19 protein-coding genes are annotated in these 19767 nt (G+C 48.5%); 2 read left to right on the forward strand and 17 right to left on the reverse strand.

Annotated features, from left to right (window positions below; translation table 11 throughout):
* Positions 1 to 124 precede the first annotated feature (124 nt).
* From mtaB to gpr, 12 genes are all read right to left on the reverse strand, one after another.
* Positions 125 to 1453: a tRNA (N(6)-L-threonylcarbamoyladenosine(37)-C(2))-methylthiotransferase MtaB gene (gene mtaB, locus K6T23_RS14755; protein ID WP_238281539.1), complete on the reverse strand. Its 1329-nt coding sequence runs from the start codon at positions 1451 to 1453 to the stop codon at positions 125 to 127.
* A 5-nt stretch (positions 1454 to 1458) separates the two neighbouring features.
* A complete protein-coding gene (locus K6T23_RS14760) occupies positions 1459 to 2211 on the reverse strand; it encodes a 16S rRNA (uracil(1498)-N(3))-methyltransferase (RefSeq protein ID WP_148984577.1) in 753 nt (250 codons plus the stop codon).
* 1 nt (position 2212) lies between these two features.
* A complete protein-coding gene (prmA, locus tag K6T23_RS14765; RefSeq protein ID WP_056535261.1) occupies positions 2213 to 3157 on the reverse strand; it encodes a 50S ribosomal protein L11 methyltransferase in 945 nt (314 codons plus the stop codon).
* A 25-nt stretch (positions 3158 to 3182) separates the two neighbouring features.
* Positions 3183 to 4319 (reverse strand): molecular chaperone DnaJ, encoded by a 1137-nt coding sequence (dnaJ, locus tag K6T23_RS14770; protein ID WP_056535259.1) that lies wholly within the window; start codon positions 4317 to 4319, stop codon positions 3183 to 3185.
* A 144-nt stretch (positions 4320 to 4463) separates the two neighbouring features.
* Positions 4464 to 6293 carry a molecular chaperone DnaK gene (gene dnaK, locus K6T23_RS14775; protein WP_238281541.1) on the reverse strand — a complete coding sequence of 610 codons (1830 nt, stop codon included), beginning with the start codon at positions 6291 to 6293 and terminating at the stop codon, positions 4464 to 4466.
* 35 nt (positions 6294 to 6328) lie between these two features.
* Entirely contained in the window at positions 6329 to 6892 is a 564-nt protein-coding gene (grpE, locus tag K6T23_RS14780; protein WP_148984580.1) for a nucleotide exchange factor GrpE, read from the reverse strand.
* A gap of 45 nt (positions 6893 to 6937) precedes the next feature.
* Positions 6938 to 7972, reverse strand: coding sequence for a heat-inducible transcriptional repressor HrcA (gene hrcA / locus K6T23_RS14785; RefSeq protein WP_053427739.1), 1035 nt, complete (start codon positions 7970 to 7972; stop codon positions 6938 to 6940).
* An 85-nt stretch (positions 7973 to 8057) separates the two neighbouring features.
* Positions 8058 to 9185: a radical SAM family heme chaperone HemW gene (gene hemW / locus K6T23_RS14790; protein ID WP_238281543.1), complete on the reverse strand. Its 1128-nt coding sequence runs from the start codon at positions 9183 to 9185 to the stop codon at positions 8058 to 8060.
* Positions 9186 to 9295: 110 nt separating this feature from the next.
* The gene (gene lepA, locus K6T23_RS14795) at positions 9296 to 11128 is read right to left on the reverse strand and encodes a translation elongation factor 4 (protein ID WP_056535245.1); all 1833 of its coding nucleotides are present in this window, start codon (positions 11126 to 11128) and stop codon (positions 9296 to 9298) included.
* Between the two features lie 94 nt (positions 11129 to 11222).
* On the reverse strand, positions 11223 to 11561 hold the full coding sequence (locus K6T23_RS14800) for a DUF3679 domain-containing protein (protein WP_056535243.1): 339 nt from the start codon (positions 11559 to 11561) through the stop codon (positions 11223 to 11225).
* Positions 11562 to 11577: 16 nt separating this feature from the next.
* Positions 11578 to 12288: a stage II sporulation protein P gene (gene spoIIP / locus K6T23_RS14805; protein WP_238281545.1), complete on the reverse strand. Its 711-nt coding sequence runs from the start codon at positions 12286 to 12288 to the stop codon at positions 11578 to 11580.
* 135 nt (positions 12289 to 12423) lie between these two features.
* Positions 12424 to 13536 (reverse strand): GPR endopeptidase, encoded by a 1113-nt coding sequence (gene gpr / locus K6T23_RS14810; RefSeq protein ID WP_238281547.1) that lies wholly within the window; start codon positions 13534 to 13536, stop codon positions 12424 to 12426.
* Between the two features lie 190 nt (positions 13537 to 13726).
* Between gpr and rpsT the strand changes: the two genes are divergently transcribed.
* On the forward strand, positions 13727 to 13978 hold the full coding sequence (gene rpsT, locus K6T23_RS14815) for a 30S ribosomal protein S20 (protein WP_238281548.1): 252 nt from the start codon (positions 13727 to 13729) through the stop codon (positions 13976 to 13978).
* Positions 13979 to 14188: 210 nt separating this feature from the next.
* Here the strand turns inward: rpsT and K6T23_RS14820 are convergent, their stop codons facing one another.
* Positions 14189 to 14467 (reverse strand): hypothetical protein, encoded by a 279-nt coding sequence (locus K6T23_RS14820; RefSeq protein ID WP_238281550.1) that lies wholly within the window; start codon positions 14465 to 14467, stop codon positions 14189 to 14191.
* A gap of 92 nt (positions 14468 to 14559) precedes the next feature.
* The gene (holA, locus tag K6T23_RS14825; protein WP_048006154.1) at positions 14560 to 15579 is read right to left on the reverse strand and encodes a DNA polymerase III subunit delta; all 1020 of its coding nucleotides are present in this window, start codon (positions 15577 to 15579) and stop codon (positions 14560 to 14562) included.
* Between the two features lie 295 nt (positions 15580 to 15874).
* On the opposite strand from holA, the gene K6T23_RS14830 reads away from it, so the two are divergent.
* Positions 15875 to 16009, forward strand: a complete 135-nt coding sequence (locus K6T23_RS14830) for a YqzM family protein (protein ID WP_048006155.1) — start codon at positions 15875 to 15877, stop codon at positions 16007 to 16009.
* Between the two features lie 135 nt (positions 16010 to 16144).
* On the opposite strand, the gene K6T23_RS14835 is transcribed toward K6T23_RS14830, so the two are convergent.
* The 3 genes from K6T23_RS14835 to K6T23_RS14845 form a co-directional block, all read right to left on the reverse strand.
* Positions 16145 to 18418, reverse strand: a complete 2274-nt coding sequence (locus K6T23_RS14835) for a DNA internalization-related competence protein ComEC/Rec2 (protein ID WP_238281552.1) — start codon at positions 18416 to 18418, stop codon at positions 16145 to 16147.
* On the reverse strand, positions 18411 to 18974 hold the full coding sequence (locus K6T23_RS14840; protein WP_056535230.1) for a ComE operon protein 2: 564 nt from the start codon (positions 18972 to 18974) through the stop codon (positions 18411 to 18413). The genes K6T23_RS14835 and K6T23_RS14840 overlap by 8 nt, the downstream gene beginning before the upstream one ends.
* An 87-nt stretch (positions 18975 to 19061) precedes the next feature.
* Positions 19062 to 19676, reverse strand: a complete 615-nt coding sequence (locus K6T23_RS14845; RefSeq protein ID WP_238281554.1) for a helix-hairpin-helix domain-containing protein — start codon at positions 19674 to 19676, stop codon at positions 19062 to 19064.
* Positions 19677 to 19767 lie beyond the last annotated feature (91 nt).

A 19767-nucleotide genomic window follows, 5' to 3' on the forward strand; every position in this document is an offset into this window, starting at 1 on the left:
CAGCTACGTTTAGTTTACCTTCTTCCACGGACCATATCAATATCTAATTTATAAATATGCTTATACCTACTGAAATCCCCATACCTCACCCATGAAAAAAGGCCGCCTAATGGCAGCCTTTTTATCAGATAGCAGCTTTTTGATCCTCGAGGACCCTCACGAATTCACCTTGGTTGGTCGGATAACCGGCCTTGGTGATTTTCACCTTCACGAGTTTCCCGATCATCTCTTCGCTAGCAGGGAAGATGACTTTGAGGTAGTTATCCGTATATCCGACATACAGATCCCCGTCCACCTGTTCTTCAGGAATCACTTCCAGCACTTCGTTTTCAAAACGGGAAGCATACTCCTTCGCCAGCTGATCAGATAGATTGATGAGGCGATGAACGCGTTCATTCTTTACCTCTTCATCAATTTGATCATCCATTCTGGCAGCGGGTGTACCGGTCCGCTGAGAGTAAGGGAACACATGAAGCTCTGAGAATTTTTGATCTTTGATGAAATTGTACGTTTCCATGAACTCTTCTTCCGTTTCACCCGGGAATCCGACGATCACGTCTGAAGTCACGGCCAAGCCCGGCAGAGCTTTCTTGAGCTTTTCAAGCCTTTCAGCGAAGAATTCCATCGTATATTTCCTGCGCATCCGCTTCAGGACGGTATTGGAACCGGATTGAAGCGGAATATGGAGATGCCTCACGACCATATTGGATCGGTCGATCACATCGATGACTTCATCCGTAAGCTGACTCGCTTCGATGGATGAGATCCTGATCCGCTTCAGCCCCTTCACCTTCTTCTCGAGGTCGGTGAGAAGCATGGCAAGATTATAGTCTTTCATGTCTTCTCCGTATCCTCCAGTATGGATCCCGGTCAAGACGATTTCTTTGTATCCTGCGTCAACCAGCTGCTGCGCCTGGTGGATGACTTCCTCTGGGTCACGGGAGCGCATGAGTCCGCGGGCCCATGGAATGATGCAGAATGTGCAGAAGTTGTTGCAGCCCTCCTGGATCTTGAGCGAAGCCCTGGTACGGTCCGTGAATGCCGGTACATCGAGCTCCTCGTATACACGGTTTTTCATGATATTCGTCACGCCGTTGATCGGCTGGCGTTCTTTTTTATACTCGTCAATGTATGTGAGCATCTTCCTGCGGTCCTGAGTACCGACTACAATATCCACTCCAGGGATGGCCATGATTTCTGCAGGGGACGTCTGTGCATAGCATCCAGTCACGCAGATGACCGCATCGGGATTCTTACGGATCGCCCTCCTGATCACCTGACGGCTCTTTTTATCCCCCGTATTCGTAACCGTACACGTATTGATCACGTACACGTCTGAAATGGAGTCATACTCCACCCTGTCGTATCCTTCTTCTTTGAACAGCTGCCAGATCGCTTCTGTTTCATAATGATTCACTTTGCATCCTAACGTATGGAACGCTACTGATGGCATTGCCTTCACCTCATTAATTCTAATTGATAGCTGATAGCGGACAGAGCATAAAGAGGGGCGGTTTCAGTCCGTAGGATCCTCGGTCCGAGGCCGCATGGGATGAACCCGTTCTCTTTGCATAATTCCACTTCACTATCGGTCAAACCGCCTTCCGGTCCGAATAGGATCAGGACCCTTTGTGAAGGCTTCACCTTCGAGAGTACGTTTGAAAGATTGCTTTTTTCTCCCGCTCTTGATTCTTCTTCATATGCCACTAGCTTGTAATCATACCCCTCGGCTTCCACAAGCAATTCTTTTAGCGTAAGCGGGGAAGAGAGGTCGGGAATCAGTGTCCGGTGCGACTGCTCGGCCGCTTCCTTGACAATCTTCTCCCAGCGCTCGACTTTCTTCTTCCCCTTCTTTTCATCCCATTTCACAATGGAGCGTTCTGCTTTAAAAGGGATAAATCCCGAGGCGCCAAGCTCGGTTCCCTTTTGAAGGATCCATTCCAACTTATCCCCTTTCGGCAAACCGCTCGCAATGGTGACTGAAATTGGCAATTCCTTCTTGTCCGACTCCCATTCTACTATCGATACATCGACAGCGTCACTGGAAATCCTTTCAATTTTACCGATGGCAGAGGATTGGTCAGGAAAAACAACGAAAATCTCGTTGCCTTCCTGCATCCTCATCACACGTACGATATGATGATGATCCTCTCCTGAAATGGAGATCCATTCCCCATCCTGATAGGATTGCTCTACAAAATAGCGCTGCATATCAATTCACCGGCTTCTTCGCAATGATGGCCACCCAATCTTCCATCACCATGACTTCTTCCACTTGGAATCCAGCCTCTTCAAGGGCGTCACGTACCTGCTGTTTCTTCGGCTGGATGATTCCTGACGTAATGAACGTTCCGCCAGGCTTCGTGAGGCGATAGGCATCCTCTGTGAATCGAAGGATGATTTCAGCCAGGATATTGGCTACAATCACATCCGCTTCTTCTGTGATGCCTTCAAGCAGGTTGTTCTCATCTACGGTCACGATGTTCTGAACCTTATTGAGCTTGACATTCAAGCGTGCCGAGCGCACGGCTACCTCATCCAGATCATAAGCGTTCACACGTTGTGCCTTCATGAGGGCTGAAGCAATGGATAACACACCGGATCCCGTTCCGACGTCGAGTACGTAGTCGTTTTCCTTCACTGTCCGCTCAAGGGCCTGGATACACATGACCGTGGTGGGATGCGTTCCCGTACCGAATGCCATGCCCGGGTCGAGCTCGATGATGAGTTCGTCACTGTTGACCGGGGTATACTCTTCCCACGTCGGCACGATCGTCACCTTATCAGAAATCTTCACCGGATGATAATATTTCTTCCATGCTGTGGCCCACTCTTCCTCGTTTACTTCGGAAATCTCCACTTTGTTCTCACCGATATCGATGTCATATGTGACGAGATTGGTGATGCCCTGCTTGATTTCCTCAACGGTTTCACCAAGGAAGCTGTTGACCGGCAGATAGGCTTTGACCAATACACCTTCATTCGGATAATCCTCAGGGTCGAGTTGGTAGATCTCCCCGAATACGTCTTCCCGTTCTTTGATCAGCTCCATCGGATCTTCAATCACGACACCGCTGGCGCCTGATTCATGAAGGATATTGGAAACTGGTTCGATTGCTTCGTTCGTTGTAAGGATACTGATTTCTGACCATTTCATGTTTCTCTACCAACTCCGTTCTGAGTTATTCACCTTTGAAGGCTTTTTTCACTTTATCAAAGAAACTTTCATGCTGTTCATCCGGTACCTGCCCGCTGATATCGGCAAATTCCCTTAACAGCTGTTTTTGTTTTTCCGTAAGCTTGGACGGAGTGACGACCTTGATCAGGACGTGCTGGTCCCCTGTGCCGTAGCCCCTTACATTCGGAACACCTTTTCCTTTTACGCGGAAACGGGTCCCCGTCTGCGTGCCTCCAGGAACTTTGAGCTTCACCTTGCCGTGCAATGTCGGCACCTCGATTTCGTCCCCGAGTGCTGCCTGTGCGAATGTAATCGGCATTTCGCAGTAAACGTCATCTCCATTACGTTCGAAGAAATCATGGTTCCGCACGTGGAACACAACATAGAGATCTCCAGCCGGTCCACCGTTGATGCCCGGTTCACCTTGACCGCTCACACGCAGCTGCTGTCCATCATCGATTCCTGCAGGGATCTTGACGGAGATTTTACGGCGTTTTTGCACTTTGCCGTCTCCTCCACATGTCCTGCACTTGTCTTTGATCTGTTTACCCGTTCCATTACAGTGGTGACAAACGCGTCGGTTGACAATCCGTCCGAATGGGGTGTTCTGCTCCACATTCAGCTGGCCGGAACCTTGACAGTGGGAACAAGTTTCCACTTTCGTCCCGGGCTTCGCCCCTGAACCATGGCAGGTATCACATTCTTCTTCCCTCGGAATCTCGATTTCCGTGTCTTTTCCGAAAACCGCTTCTTCAAAGGAAAGTGTCATGGTGTACTGCAGATCGGCTCCTGCCCTTGGGGCGTTCGGATCGCGTCTTCTGCCACCGCCTCCGCCGCCTCCGAAGAACGTATTGAAGATATCTTCGAAGCCTCCGAAGCCGCCTCCGAAGTCTCCTGCTCCTCCGCCGCCGAATCCCTGGTTCGGATCGGTATGTCCGAATCGGTCATACTGTGCCCGTTTCTGATCATCGCTCAGTACTTCGTACGCTTCTTTTACTTCTTTGAACTTATCTGCAGCATCCGCTTCTTTATTAATATCAGGATGATATTTTTTGGAGAGTTTGCGGTATGCTTTCTTCATTTCTTCTTTCGAGGCGCCTTTATCGACACCGAGAACTTCATAATAGTCCCGTTTACTCATTCAAACACCACTCCCGAATCCTTTGCATAAAGGTTATTTTAACATTGGGGGAGATCCATTATCAATAGAAACCCTCGGATCCCTCCCCATAGAAAAAGCCAAAGCCAAGAACCGTCCTGACTTTGACTTTTTTCAATGGTTAATTTATTTCTTTTCGTCGTCTACTTCTTCGTACTCAGCGTCTACGACATCATCGTTCTTTGCGTCTCCGCCTTCAGCTCCCTGTGCAGCCTGGGCTTCAGCTTGGGCTTGCTCATAAAGCTTCATGGAAAGGTTCTGAACAATTTCTTGAAGTGCATCTTTCTTCTCACGGATCAGGTCAAGATCGTTCTTCTCGATCGCTTCCTTCAGTTCAACTTTCGCCTCTTCCGCTTTTTTCACTTCTTCTTCGTCCACTTTACCTTCAAGGTCTTTCAGCGTTTTTTCCGTTTGGAAGACAAGTTGGTCTGCTTCGTTACGAAGTTCAACTTCCTCTTTACGCTTCTTGTCCGCATCGGCATTTTCTTCTGCTTCCTTTACCATGCGTTCCACTTCATCGTCTGAAAGGCCGGTTGATGATTTGATTGTGATGTTTTGCTCTTTACCTGTTCCAAGGTCTTTCGCGCTTACATTCACAATTCCGTTTTTATCGATATCGAATTTAACCTCGATTTGTGGAACACCACGTGGTGCCGGTGGGATATCCGCAAGTTGGAAACGGCCAAGCGTTTTGTTATCCGCAGCCATCGGGCGTTCACCTTGAAGGACATGGATATCAACGGCTGTCTGACTGTCAGCGGCTGTTGAGAACACTTGTGATTTAGATGTCGGGATTGTTGTGTTACGATCGATGAGTTTTGTTGATACGCCACCCATTGTTTCAATACCGAGTGAAAGTGGGGTTACGTCGAGAAGGACAACGTCTTTGACGTCACCAGTCAGGACTCCACCTTGGATGGCAGCACCCATTGCCACAACTTCATCCGGGTTAACGCCTTTTGAAGGCTCTTTTCCAGTTTCTTTGCGAATCGCTTCCTGAACGGCAGGAATACGAGTTGATCCACCAACAAGGATGATCTTGTCGATTTCACTTGCAGATAGACCGGCATCTTTCATCGCTTGGCGAGTAGGTCCCATTGTACGCTCAACAAGGTCAGAAGAGATTTCTTCGAACTTCGCACGGGATAGAGTCACTTCAAGGTGAAGTGGTCCAGCTTCCCCAGCTGTGATGAACGGAAGGGAGATTTGTGTGGACGTAACACCAGAAAGGTCTTTTTTCGCTTTTTCAGCCGCATCTTTCAAGCGTTGAAGAGCCATTTTGTCTTTTGAAAGATCAATGCCGTTTTCTTTTTTGAATTCAGCTACAAGATAGTCGATGATGACTTGGTCGAAGTCATCTCCACCTAGACGGTTGTCACCTGCAGTTGAACGGACTTCAAATACTCCATCGCCTAGTTCAAGGATGGATACGTCGAATGTACCGCCACCAAGGTCATACACAAGGATTGTTTGATCTTCGTCCATTTTGTCGAGTCCGTAAGCAAGTGCTGCTGCCGTCGGCTCGTTGATGATGCGTTCCACTTCAAGGCCAGCGATTTTACCCGCATCCTTCGTTGCTTGACGCTCGGCATCGTTGAAGTAAGCAGGTACAGTGATGACCGCTTTATCAACTGTTTCACCAAGATAGTCTTCAGCGTATGATTTCAGATGTTGAAGGATCATGGCTGAGATTTCTTGAGGCGTGTAGTCTTTACCTTCCGCTTCCACTTTGTGGGCAGTACCCATGTGACGCTTAACGGAAATGATGGTGTTAGGGTTTGTGATTGCTTGGCGTTTCGCTACTTCCCCAACTTGTTTTTCTCCATTTTTGAATGCGACAACAGAAGGTGTCGTACGGTTACCTTCAGCGTTGGCGATAACTTTTGGTTCTCCGCCTTCAAGTACGGATACGCAAGAGTTTGTTGTACCTAAGTCGATTCCGATAATTTTACTCATCGTAGAAAAACCTCCCTGTATTCATATGTAGTGTATTATTGATTCACTTTCACCATAGATGGACGGATGACACGGTCCTTCAGCTTGTAGCCTTTTTGGAACTCTTCGACAACCACGTTGCTGCCGTATGCTTCGTCTTCAGTCTGCATGACGGCTTGATGCATATGCGGATCAAACTCCTGTCCTACAGCATCGATCGCTTCTACGCCTTCTTTTTTGAGGGCTTCGATCAGACTTCTGTGGACCATTTCCATCCCTTGCAGGAGGGTTTTGGTTTGATCGTTATCCGCTTCTATATTCAAAGCGCGTTCAAAGTTATCGAGGGCCGGCAATAATTCAGTGATCAATGCCTGCGAGCGATACTTTTCCTTCGCTTCATTCTCAGCATTTATACGGCGACGGAAGTTATCGAAATCCGCTCTGAGGCGAAGATAGCGATTTTCGGATTCGTCAAGCTTCGCCTGGAGCTCGGACAGTTCATCAGCTGCTTGGTCTTCCTGAGGTGCTTCTTCAGCGAATACCTCTTCCACTGTTTCTTCATTGTCCACTTTCGGCTGTTCTTCGTTCAATTCTTGATCATTCTTCGTTTCTTCAGACAATTCGTTCACCTCCTTAAAATAAATGTGACTTCTACAATATAGCCACTAGCTTTTGCTTTGATACAGCTTGGTCAGCACCTTGGACATATCCGTTGAAAAGAAGTCGAGGAGGCTGATCACACGGGAATAATCCATCCGTGTCGGACCGATAATGGCGATCGACCCCAGCTGCTCCATCCCGATCGAATAGGTCGCGGTGATAAGGCTGCAGTTTTCCATGGCGAGATTGTTATTCTCTTTCCCGATCTTGATGCTGAGCCCGGACCCTGAAGGACGGATCAGATCGTAAATGCTGTCTTCCTGATCAATCATCTCAAGGAGGAGCCTAACTTTTTGTATATCGTTGAATTCAGGCTGGTTCAGCATGTTCGTCTTCCCGCCGAAGAACAGTTTATCCGTTCCTGACAGATGGAAGTCATCGAGCATGGAATGCAGGATGCTATCATAGCTTTCGATATGCCGTTTCAGCAGGATGGCAACTTCCTTGAAGATGCGGTCGTTCAGCTCACTGAGGGGAACGCCTGTGAGGCGATCATTCAGGATATTGACGAGCTTTTCAAGGTCACTTGCATCCATGCCCGGCGGCAGGGCCACCGTTTTATTCTCCACATGACCGTTTTCAGTCACGATGATGGCGATCGCCGTTTCACGGTTAAGCGGAATGAGCTCGATTTTACGGAGTTTGTTCTCCTTCACATCAGGCCCGAGGACGATCGTAGTATAATTGGTTAAATCGGAAAGGATCTTGGCTGATTTCTGAACCACTTTCTCCAGCTCATAAATCCTCTCGGAAAAGATCGAACGCAGTGCATTCACTTCATTCTTCTCCAGCTTTTGCGGAGATAGAAGATGATCGACATAGTACCGGTACCCTTTCTCGGAAGGGACGCGGCCTGAAGAAGTGTGGGTCTTTTCGATGAACCCGAGTTCTTCTAGATCAGCCATCTCGTTCCGGATCGTTGCCGAGCTGAAGGAGATTTCATCCTTCTTCGACAGGCTCCGGGAGCCGACCGGCTGAGCCGACATGATAAAGTCGTCGATAATGACTTGCAGAATAAGAAGTTGTCGATCTGTTAACAACATTCATCACCCCTGTTAGCACTCTTTGATACTGAGTGCTAAATCTAATAATAAATTATCAAATCATGATAGGGATGTCAATATTTTAGATCACACCAAGGAAAGATTGAAATACTTCATTCCCCAGGAAACGTCCCTGCTTCGTGAGGCGGATCCGATCGCCTTCAACCTCTAGGAGACCCTTACCTGTCATCTCCTCCAGTGCATCCGGGAAGATGCTTTCGACTGCCGCACCGAATTTCTCTTCGAATCTCTTCCTGCTGACGCCTGCAGTCTTCCTTAAACCGAGGAACATCTCTTCTTCCATCATTTCTCCTTTGGTCACATCATGGGATTGGATCGTCGGTACCTCACCCAGGCTCACAGGCTCCATGTATTTCTTCAATGGACCATGGTTGGAATAGCGCACTCCGTTTATATAACCGTGTGCACCGGCTCCTAAACCAACATATTCTTCATTATCCCAATAAACGAGGTTATGAAGGCTTTCAAAGCCCTCCTTGGCAAAGTTGCTTATCTCATATTGGTGGATGCCATAGCGTTCCATCGTCTGGATGAGAACATCGTACATGGCGGCCTCCTGCTCCTGTGAAGGCAGTGACAGCTTTCCTTTTCTCATGAGGTTGTAAAACACCGTCTTCGGTTCCACGATCAAAGAGTATGCCGAGTAGTGAGGCAAACCAAGATCGAGGGCCTTCGTCAGGGTGTCCTTAAAATCTTCTTCCGTCTGCTTCGGCAGGCTGTAGATCAGGTCGATGCTAATATTCTCAAAGCCCACTTTTTCAGCTGCTTTGACGGAAGTGTACACATCTTCACTCTTATGCGTCCGCCCGATCGACTTCAGCAGGTCATCATTGAACGACTGTACACCGAAGCTCAATCGGTTTACCCCATGGTCCTTCAGCACCTTCAGCTTCTCTTCCCCCAGATCTCCGGGGTTCGCTTCGAACGTGAACTCCCCTCCTGAGAACGGGAGATGCTCATTGATTTTTTCGCATAGGTATGCAAGCTGGCGTGCATCCAAGGATGTCGGGGTACCCCCGCCAACGAAGATCGTATCAAGCTTCCCTTCCTGCCTGCGCAGTTTCATTTCTTCTCCAAGCCGCATCAAATACTCATCGACCGGCTGGCCTTCAAGGAACACCTTATTAAAATCACAGTAGTGACAGATATGTTCGCAGAAAGGGATGTGGATATAGGCTGATTTTGCCATTGATATCTCTCCTATTTCAACTCATAGAGAAAGGGGGCAAGCGCCGATTCATCGGACACTTTCCCCCTTCCCCCTGTATGTGTGCGCCCCCATACGTTGGGGGTCGGTCATTATTTCGAATCTGTGTCGTCCATTTTCAGGACGGCCATGAATGCTTCCTGTGGTACCTCTACGGAACCGACGGACTTCATTCGTTTTTTACCTTCTTTTTGTTTCTCGAGAAGCTTACGCTTACGGGAGATGTCCCCGCCGTAACATTTAGCCAGTACGTTCTTGCGGATGGCCTTGATGGTTGAGCGGGCAACGATTTTTTGTCCGATCGCCGCTTGGATCGGCACTTCGAACTGCTGTCTCGGGATGAGCTGCTTGAGCTTTTCCACAATGAGTTTCCCTCGTTCGTAGGCAAAGTCCATGTGGACGATGAAGCTCAGGGCATCGACGTTCTCTCCGTTCAGGAGGATGTCCATCTTCACAAGCTTGGATTGCTTATAACCAATGAGTTCATAATCGAAGGAGGCATACCCTTTCGTATTGGACTTCAATTGATCGAAGAAGTCATAGACGATTTCCGCCAGCGGAATTTCGTAGACGATGTTGACGCGCGTATCATCCATGTACTGCATGTCGATGAAGTTCCCACGCTTATTCTGGCATAGCTCCATGACCGCGCCGACATAATCATTCGGTACCATGATGGTCGCCTTTACGTACGGCTCCTGTACATGATCAACCTTCTGAGGATCCGGCATCATGGATGGATTATCGACGCTCAGGCTCTCTCCATCTGTCAGTTGTACATGATAGATAACGCTCGGCGCCGTCGTGATCAGGTCGATCTTGAATTCCCGCTCGATACGTTCTTGGATGATCTCCATATGAAGGAGTCCAAGGAAACCACAGCGGAAACCGAAACCGAGTGCCTGGGAGGTCTCAGGTTCATACTGCAGGGCCGAGTCATTCAGTTCAAGCTTTTCAAGGGCTTCACGTAGATCATTGTATCGATTGGAATCGATCGGGTACAGACCGCAGTAAACCATTGGGTTCATGCGGCGGTAACCTGGAAGTGCTTCTTCAGCCGGGTTGTTTGCAAGGGTGATGGTGTCCCCCACACGGGTGTCCCCAACATTCTTGATAGACGCGGTCAGGAAGCCAACATCCCCGACGGTAAGCTCCTTTAGTCCAGTTGGTTTCGGTGTGAAAACGCCGACCTCTGTGACTTCAAATTCCTTGCCGGTTGCCATCATACGGACCTTATCCCCGACTTTGACGCTCCCTTCCATCACACGGATGTAAGCGACGACGCCCCTGTATGCATCATAGAGGGAGTCAAAGATCAAGGCTTTCAGTGGCGCATCGGGATCACCCTGTGGAGCAGGTACTTTCTCCACGATCTGTTCTAGGATATCCTCGATTCCGATTCCCGCCTTGGCAGAAGCGAGGACCGCATCCGATGCATCCAGTCCGATGACATCTTCCACTTCCTGTCTGACCCTTTCAGGATCTGCCGCAGGGAGGTCGATCTTATTGATGACCGGCAAAATTTCTAGATCATTGTCCAAAGCCAGGTACACGTTGGCAAGGGTCTGTGCTTCGATCCCTTGTGCTGCGTCAACAACGAGTACGGCCCCTTCGCACGCTGCAAGGCTTCGGGATACTTCATATGTAAAATCGACATGTCCCGGAGTATCAATCAAATGGAAAATATACTCCTCGCCGTCTTTCGCCGCATATTTCAACTGAACTGAATTCAGTTTGATAGTAATTCCGCGCTCTCTCTCAAGGTCCATGGAATCGAGCAGCTGCTCTTTCATTTCACGGGCGGTCAGCGCTTTTGTCTTTTCAAGGATTCGGTCAGCCAAGGTCGATTTCCCATGATCGATATGCGCGATGATGGAAAAGTTCCTGATCCTGGACTGTCTGTTCAATTTTTCTTCACGATTCATTCTATGTTCAACTCCTGTAAATTCCACACATATACACTAGTTTGAATTATAGCAGTACCATCTGCAATATTCAATGTAAACTGAAGCCGCCAGATTATATGAGTGAACTAAGGAAGTCGAGGAGCTTATTGGTGATGCCCTCCACCAGTCCTGCGATGGTCTTACCGATGGACGAAAAGAAATTATAGGCCTTCATTTCCTCAAGCTTTTCCTTCTTTTCTTTTAGTGTCTTCCCCTCGACATCTTTACCCAATACGGTTGCTTCAATATTCCCTTCATTATCCTCCGAAACCTTTACCGGTGCGGAGAAGGCATCCTCATGCTGTGCGCCTTTCGTTTCTACGATCCCATCATTGGCATATTGCATTCCGATCAGCACGCCGAGGAATAAGGCCACCGCCAAAACAAGACATTTCAATGTGAACATCTTCATGAACGCCCTTCTCCTTTCATCTTTTCGTTTCACCGTTCAGGTAATCAGCGTATGCTTTTGAAAAAGCGCGGGCAGACCGTCCGATCTCTTCGGCCGTATTATCTACCCCTCCGAACTCCAGTAGAAGGGAGTGACCCGACAAGTCCTGATTGAATACTCCGTTTGTCTCTGCACCGCTTTTGAGGATGATCCCACGGGTGATACCGGGGGAAGCAGACTCAAGTTCTGAGACCATTAACTGGGCAAATTCAAGGTTCTTCTTATACCCTGGTTGATCCTGGCCGATGACAAAAGCAATCCTCGCATAGGGTTTATCATGGATGGTGACCGTGGAGACGGAAGGGCCCACAGCGTCACGATGAATATCCAGGAGTGTGACTGGCTGTCGATGACTGAGGATCACTGGGATGAGGATCTCCCGCGACTTTTCATAGGCCCTGCCGTACGGAATGTTTTGTTCAAGTAGCTTTTGGATCACATCCGTACGGTCGAGTTCCGCTTGGACACGCTCTTTTCCCAGCTCTTTCTTGATCATGACCCCTGCGTCCATGACCGTACTTCCGTCCCCATAGGCCTCCTCCGAATGGGTGAAATACAAGAAAACTTTTCCTTCCGGCAAATGACTGTAGAAATGACCGGCCGGGATGAGGGTAAGGGTAAACAAGAGTAGGGCAGGCTTTTTGAAAAACCGTATCAGAGAACAATTCCGATTACTTTCTACCATCATCAGGCACCTTCTTTCATGCCTCTCACTAGTATTTCTATTCATCTGATAGAGATGATAGAACGGCAATTAGTAGCATTATCGGGAATTCCCCTCGGATTTAAACCCCCATGCAAAAAACCCCCTCTGGGCAGGGGGCTATCTCGTTTTGAATCCGGTATCGTCCTGGTCGACTGCTTCATGGAGTGCGGCGTTCAGCCCGTTGGCGATCAGGTTGGCCATATCCTCGATGAACACATCCACTTCCTTCGGCGTGACCATGAGATTATGGCCGATCGGGGCCAGGACTTCATGGATCAGCTTCCTTTTCTCATCATCATCGAGGTTTCCGACAACTCCCAAAAATGTTTGCCGGTGAGCTTCCTCCGGCAGGTCATCATCGGTAAGCTTACGCCTTTCGCCAAAGCTGAGTCCGGCCGGGGCAAGGGACCGGGACGGCCGGTCTCCTTCCCTCATCTCTTTGCCGAAATGCTTCAGTAGAAAATCCACTGTATCGCTGACAATCGTGACGGCATCGAGTACTGTCGGAACACCGATGGCAAAGACGGGTACCCCTAGCGTCTCTTCATCCAAGCCTTTCCTTTTGTTCCCCACACCTGAACCTGGATGTATTCCCGTATCCGAGATCTGAATGGTCGCATTTACACGCTCAATGGATCGCGAGGCAAGAGCATCGATGGCGATGATAAAGTCCGGTTTTGACTTTTCCACCACACCGAAGATGATATCGCTCGTCTCGATTCCTGTAAGCCCCATGACGCCTGGGACAATGGCGCTCACGGAGCGATACCCTTCCTCGACGGATTCAGGCTGAAGTCTGAACAGATGCCTGGTCACGATGACATCTTCGCACACCCTTGGTCCGAGAGAATCCGGCGTCACATTCCAGTTTCCCAGCCCTACAATCAAGCAGCTGGCGTCTTTCGCGATGTTCTTGTTCTCGATGAATCGTGAAAATTCCCTTGCAAATATTTTCTCGACCCTTTGCTGGAGCTCTGTGTCCTCTTCACGAATGCCAAAGGCTTCAATGGTCAGATAGTTCCCGGCCTTTTTTCCGATCTTCTCTTCGCCTTCCTTTGAAACGGACACGAGGGAGACTTTCACATCGTCTTCTTCCTTTTCTTTGATAATGACCCCGGATATTTCAGATTGATCCTCCCCCTGGTCGACGAGTGCCATCTCCCTTGCTTCAACGGCGAGATCAGTTCGGACTTCATAAACGCTTAAATCGAGTTTTTCTTCCTTTTTCATGCGCGCGTACCTCCACGTCTGGATTCTTGCTATTATATTTTCCTTAAGGCCGCCGCTTCATTCACCCGTTTAAATTCATCCTGAGTATTGCAATCTGCCGGTGCGTTTGATAAAATATCACTTGTTCTTATTAGTTAGGAATATACACGAGTCAAATAGAATCTCGAACCTTTTGTAGGAGGTGACAGAAATGCCAAACATTAAATCAGCTATCAAACGCGTGAGAACAAACAACGAACGCAACGTTAAAAATGCAGCTGTGAAATCTTCAATGCGTACTGCGATCAAGAAAGCAGAAGCGGCAGCTACTAATAACGAAGATAACGCACAAGAACTAGCGAAAGTAGCCGTGAGCCAGCTTGACAAAGCAGCTCAAAAAGGTTTGATCCACAAAAACACTGCGGATCGCCAAAAAGCTCGCCTAATGAAAAAAGCGAACTAATGAAAAAACCATTCCGTTTTACGATCGGAATGGTTTTTTTGTGTTTATATGTTCTTTTATTTTGTGAAGATGGGGATTGAGGTGGAACGTTGACCGTTCCTTTCCGCTCCAGGCGCTTGCTTTCCGCAGGGAGGAAGTCGAGCCTCCTCGGCTGCGCCTCCGGGGTCTCGAGCTTTCCTCTTTTCCCGTCGGAGTAATGCCCCTTCCGCTTTAATCCACTTTGTGATTGTTGATGAGGGTCCCCATAAAGTCAACATCCTGCCTCGAGTCTTGAACGTTCCCTTCTTTATATGAGGAGAGGCTCATTGGAACATTGATCGTTCCTTTCCGCTGTAGGGGCCAACTTTCCGCGGGGAGGAAGTCGAGCCTCCTCAGCTGCGCTTCCGGGGTCTCGATCATTTCTCTTTTCCCGTCGGAGTCATGCCCCTTCCGCTTCAATCCACTCTGTGATTGTTGATGGGGTTTCCCATGAATGAAACATTCTTCCATTCAATTCTTGTACGTTCATTTTCATTTTTACTGGCGTCTTAATAATGGATCGTGTTAAGTATTCATATTGTGCTTGTCATGCTTTTTCCTTTTCACAGCGCATGCAGCTTCAAGAGGAAGAGCTCGATCATGAGTTCTTTTTTGATTTTTCCGGATTTGATTTCGTAATCTCCCTGTGAGAGGAGGTCGATGATGCGGGATAGCTGCGCGTCGTCGAAGTGTTTTGCCTGGCCTGCGGCGAGCTTCACCCTGAATGGGTGGACTTTTAGGTTGGTGGCGATTTTTTGTTGGCCGTAGCCTCTTCTCGATAGCTCCTTCACTCCATAGATCAAGCGGAACTGACCGGCAAGGATGGCCAGGATCTTTAGGGGCTCTTCGTTCTGCTTCAAGAGGTCATAATAGATCCTGAGTGCCTCATCGGTACGCCTTTGGACGACCTTGTCGACGAGGGCGAAGATATTTTGTTCAAGAGAACGGGCCGTGAGCTTTTCTACGACGGCTGCATCAACGAGGTTCGTGTCACTTGCATAGAGGGACAGCTTGTCTAATTCCTGAGTGAGCATCATCAAATTGGTCCCCGCAAGGTTGATGAGGAGTTCCACTGCTTCTTCATCGATCTGGACCCCGTGCGTCGTGGCGCGCTCCCGGATCCACGATTTCAGCTCCTGTTCCGACAGTTTTTTTGCCTCGACCACCTCTCCGGCTTTTTTCAAGGCTTTCGTGATCTTTTTGCGCTCATCTAGCTTTTCATAATGGGCTGTGATGACAAGGATCGTGTATGGGGCCGGTGACTGTATGTAATCTTCCAGGCGCTTTACGTTATGCTCCACTTTCCCCTTTGATTTCTCAGATGTGAGGAAAATAGGGTTCTGAAGGATCACGACTCTCCTCTCTCCCATGAATGGAAAGGTTTCGGCATCTTCAATCGCTACTTCCACCGGTGTTTCTTCCAAATCATAGGTTGAAAAGTTGAAGTCCATTTCTTCTTCCGTGATGGCATGGGATATGATCCTTTGCCGGGTTTCGTTAATAATAAATGATTCATTTCCGTAAACTAAGTAAATCGGGGAGAATCGGGCATTCTCTATTTTCTTCCAGATATCGATAACCAAGACAGCACTCTCCAATATTTCTTTCTATCCCTCTATGGTAGAAAAGCTTTACCCATTTGGCAAGTGGAAAAGGGGACGCCCGCCGTAAAGGACACCCCCTATATCTATATTAACGCGACAGCAGAAGACCTAGGAACCTTGAGCTGCAGCGGTATTTCCCTCTTGTAGATTAGTGTCACCCCATGCCTCGGTCTTATGGGTGACAACTCTTGTCAGTAAAGGAAAATGTAAAGTGAAAGTATAGATTTTTACCGGGTGATGCTCTATACTAAAATAGAAATAGGAGGGGTAAAAGTTGAATCAATTCGAAAAGAACGTACAATCGAAACGTAATGATGCAGTAGATTCAGGCGTCGGCTTTGTTGTCTCTTTTGGCTTCTTCGCTGTCATGTTCGTAATTGCAACCGTTATCAAACTCATCGGTTCATAAAAGAACAGGAAGGAGGCAGACCAAAAAGGGTCACGGTTCTTCAATTCCCGTATATGGTACTCACCGAAGTATCCTACACATGACTTGAAGCTCCATGACGCTTTTACCGGTCTGCCTTTTTTTCATACTCCCATCCTATGGCCGGTGGGCAGAAAACGTTCCGCTTCCCCTCCAAAAACGATAGGTCACCGCCCCATCATCCGCTGTGTTGTAGATTATTACGCCCCCCTTCTCCAGGCGAGCCACCACATCGGGGTGCGGATGTCCGAATCGATTATCCTTGCCGGCTGAAATAATCGCTACTTTTGGGTCCACCGTTTCCAAAAATTCAACCGACGTACTTGATGCACTTCCGTGGTGACCGACCTTCAGGACGTCCGCTTCAACGTTATACCGGCGGATCATCTTCCGTTCCCCGCTTTCTTCCAAATCTCCGGTGAAGAGCCATTTCATCCCGCCGATATGGGCATAAATCACAAGGGAGTCATCATTCCCTTCATACACAGCGTCATCGGGTGAAAGGATCGAAAACGAGCTTTCACCCGCCTGCCACTCGTCTCCCATCTTCGCCTCCCGGACTTCACTTCCTTTTGCAGCCAACATGACTTCCTCCATCACTTCCTTTTGAGCACTTCCCGGAGAAATCCACACTTCCTTTACTTTCATCCCTTCCAGTACATCCACCGCCCCGCCTACATGATCAAGATCGCCGTGGGTAAGAATCAGTTTGTCGATCGACCCGATGCCCTTGCTTTTCAAATAAGGCACCACGATATCCTTCCCCGTTGAGAAGGTCTTCTTCCTCTCCTCCCACTCTTCCTGAGGGAACATCAGATTCCCTCCTGTATCGATCAGGTATGTCCCCTGGTTAAAAGGGAGATCGATAAGGATCGAATCCCCCTGCCCGACATCAATGAACGAGATTTCACCGTACGGGCGAAAGGTATTCCACATGAGATGGAGACTGATAAACAAAACAAGGATCACAGCGGATTTGATCTGTCTCCCCTTTTCCATGAGCATGAAACCAACCCAGATGATGCCGAAATAACCGCCCGTCACGATTGCGTGGGGCCTGCCAAGAATGAGCGTACTGAACGGGAAGGACGCAAGGAACAAAGAGAATCGATCCGTCCATCCAAGCAAGGATTGATAAAGATCCATGGCAAAAGGAAGATGAATGCCCATGATCGTGACAGCATACAGAATGAAAGCCGCAGGGAGGATGACGAGGGAATAGAGTGGAACGTACAATAAATTCGTCACAAATCCGATCATGGAAAACTTAAAGAAATGATGGAGGATGAAAGGTAAAGATGCCACCTGGGAAACGTAGGTCACCTTAAAGGCCTGAAGAAGGGTCGAAGAGCTCGAGAGGATCCGATTGGAGGAGAGCACGAGTGAAAAACTGACAAAGAAGGACAGCTGGAATCCGGCATGAAACAAGAGGAAGGGGTCATAAAAGACCATTACGCTGAAGATGATATTGAGACTATCGAGAGTCTTGATTCCAAGGAAGGCTTTTTGCCCGAGGAGGATGACGATGAGCATGGACGAAGCCCTCACGACAGATGGTGCGGCGCCCGTAAGTACCATATAACCAAGAAGGAACACGATCACGACCCACCCTGCACGTTCTTTCCGCAGTCCCGCACGGAGAAGCAGGAAGAATACACATGCCGAGATGAGCCCAACATGAAGGCCCGAGATCGCAAGGAGATGAACAACTCCAAGGGCCCTGTATGCTTCCATAGTCTCTTCTGCTATCTCCCCCGTTTCCCCGAATAGCAGGGCCTGGGTGATGCCGACCGCTTCAGGGGGAAAGCCTGAAGCAATCAACTTCAATCCCTCTGACCTGACCTGCACAAGCTTGTCACTCCAACTGTTTGCTGGCACGCAGGTGCTGAAAGAATCGACTTTAAGGGTCCAATAGATCTTCTGCTGATACAGATACTTCTTGTAATCGAATAAGTTGGGGTTCCCGCTCCCGTTTGGGGCCATGAGTTCTCCCGACACGGTACAGGATGTTCCTGGGGATATCGATGAGAATAGTTCTTTTTCTGATAGGGATGACAAATAATAGGTGAGGGCTACCGACTCCCCTCCTGTGTCAACGGGAGAAGAAAAGCGGTTTCCATCAATGGATGGGATGTTCGTGAAGGTGATCAGGAAGTTGGTTTGATCTGGAGAAAGGATGCTGAAGCGGCTGTTCTGTTGGTAGAGTCCGTTCAGGTATGAGAGGAAGATAAGGAAGCAACAAAAGAAGATCCGGGGGGATTTCCGCAAGAATAAGGAGAGAAACAGAAGGGAAAGAACGAAAGCACCCCAAACCCATTGAAGTGCCAGAAGCGTCCCTGCCAACACGGAGATCCCTCCGTACAGAAAGAACTCCCTATCGACTCTATTCATTGAATAGTTTCATATATTCCTGTTCATAGTGGCTGACTTTTTCTTCATCAGCTCCGCATGCTTTTAGATCTGCAATCATCCCGGTGATCATGTCTGCTTTTTCACGGTGGTGCACATCGATGCTGTTTTCATCGAATTGAACCTTTTCCACCTTGACCCCTGCCTGTTCAAATAGCTGGATTGCATAAGGATGGTTCTTGTAATCTTTCGCATAATAAACCGTTGTGATGCCCGCTTGGATAATGGCTTTGCAGCATTGCAGGCAAGGAAAATGTGTCACATATATATCGGACTGTCCTGAACCGACGCCAAATTTCGCACATTGGAGAAGGGCATTCATCTCTGCGTGGATCGTGCGCACACAATGGTTATCGATCACATAGCAGCCTTCGTCGATACAATGATCCCCTCCAGCGATGGAGCCATTATATCCTCCTGCAATGATCCTTTTATCCCTTACAATCGTTGCACCGACGGCAAGCCTTGTACAGGTGCTCCTAAGTGCCAGCAAATGACTTTGCGCCATGAAATATTGATGCCACGCAATTCGTTCCATTGTTACTCCCCTTTTCTACTAAGATTCGTCTATCGCCGGCTCAACCGACCTTGTACTAGTGTAGTCATAGATGCGTCCAACGTCAATTCATTGAACGGTAATCATTTCTTTCAGTCGTTCAAATGTCTTCTCTCCAATGCCCGATATGTTCTTGATATCTTCCACAGACCTATAGGGACCATTCTCTTCGCGGTATTGAATGAAAGCGGCTGCCTTTGAAGGACCGATACCAGGGAGTTTCTGAATCTCTTCTGAGGTGGCTTGATTGATGTTCACAAGTTCGCCTTCTCCACCGTTCGTGCCAGAAGGAGAGCCCGGTGGAAGGGGAGTCTCCACTTCTCCTTTCTTCGGTACATAGACCATCATTTCGTCGCTCACCTTCAAAGCTAAGTTGATGGCATTGCGGTCAGCGTCTTTCGTGAATCCGCCTGCCATCTCCACGACGCCATCGACTCTTTCATGGGGAGACATCTCATAGAGACCAGGGCGCTCCACCTGCCCTTTGATGTCAACGAAGATCTTGTCATCGGTCGTGACCGTATCAACGGGTTGAGGAGCTTCGATTGCAGATTCTTTTGCTTCGATGGCCGTGGGAGTTCCCTGTTGGGGTGGTGAAGGTTTAAAGAGAAGGAAGAGGAACAGGGCCGCAGCGCCTGCCAGGATGAAAAGGAGAGTCCGGTATTTCTCAAATAAGTGTACCAAGAGATCACCTCTTATGGGGAATATTGATCGTGGCCTTACTAGAGGAGGAGGAAGAATTGCCGTGGTACATGTTCCATTCGACACCATGTGA

Source organism: Rossellomorea marisflavi, from assembly GCF_022170785.1.
GTDB classification, from domain to species: domain Bacteria; phylum Bacillota; class Bacilli; order Bacillales; family Bacillaceae_B; genus Rossellomorea; species Rossellomorea marisflavi_B.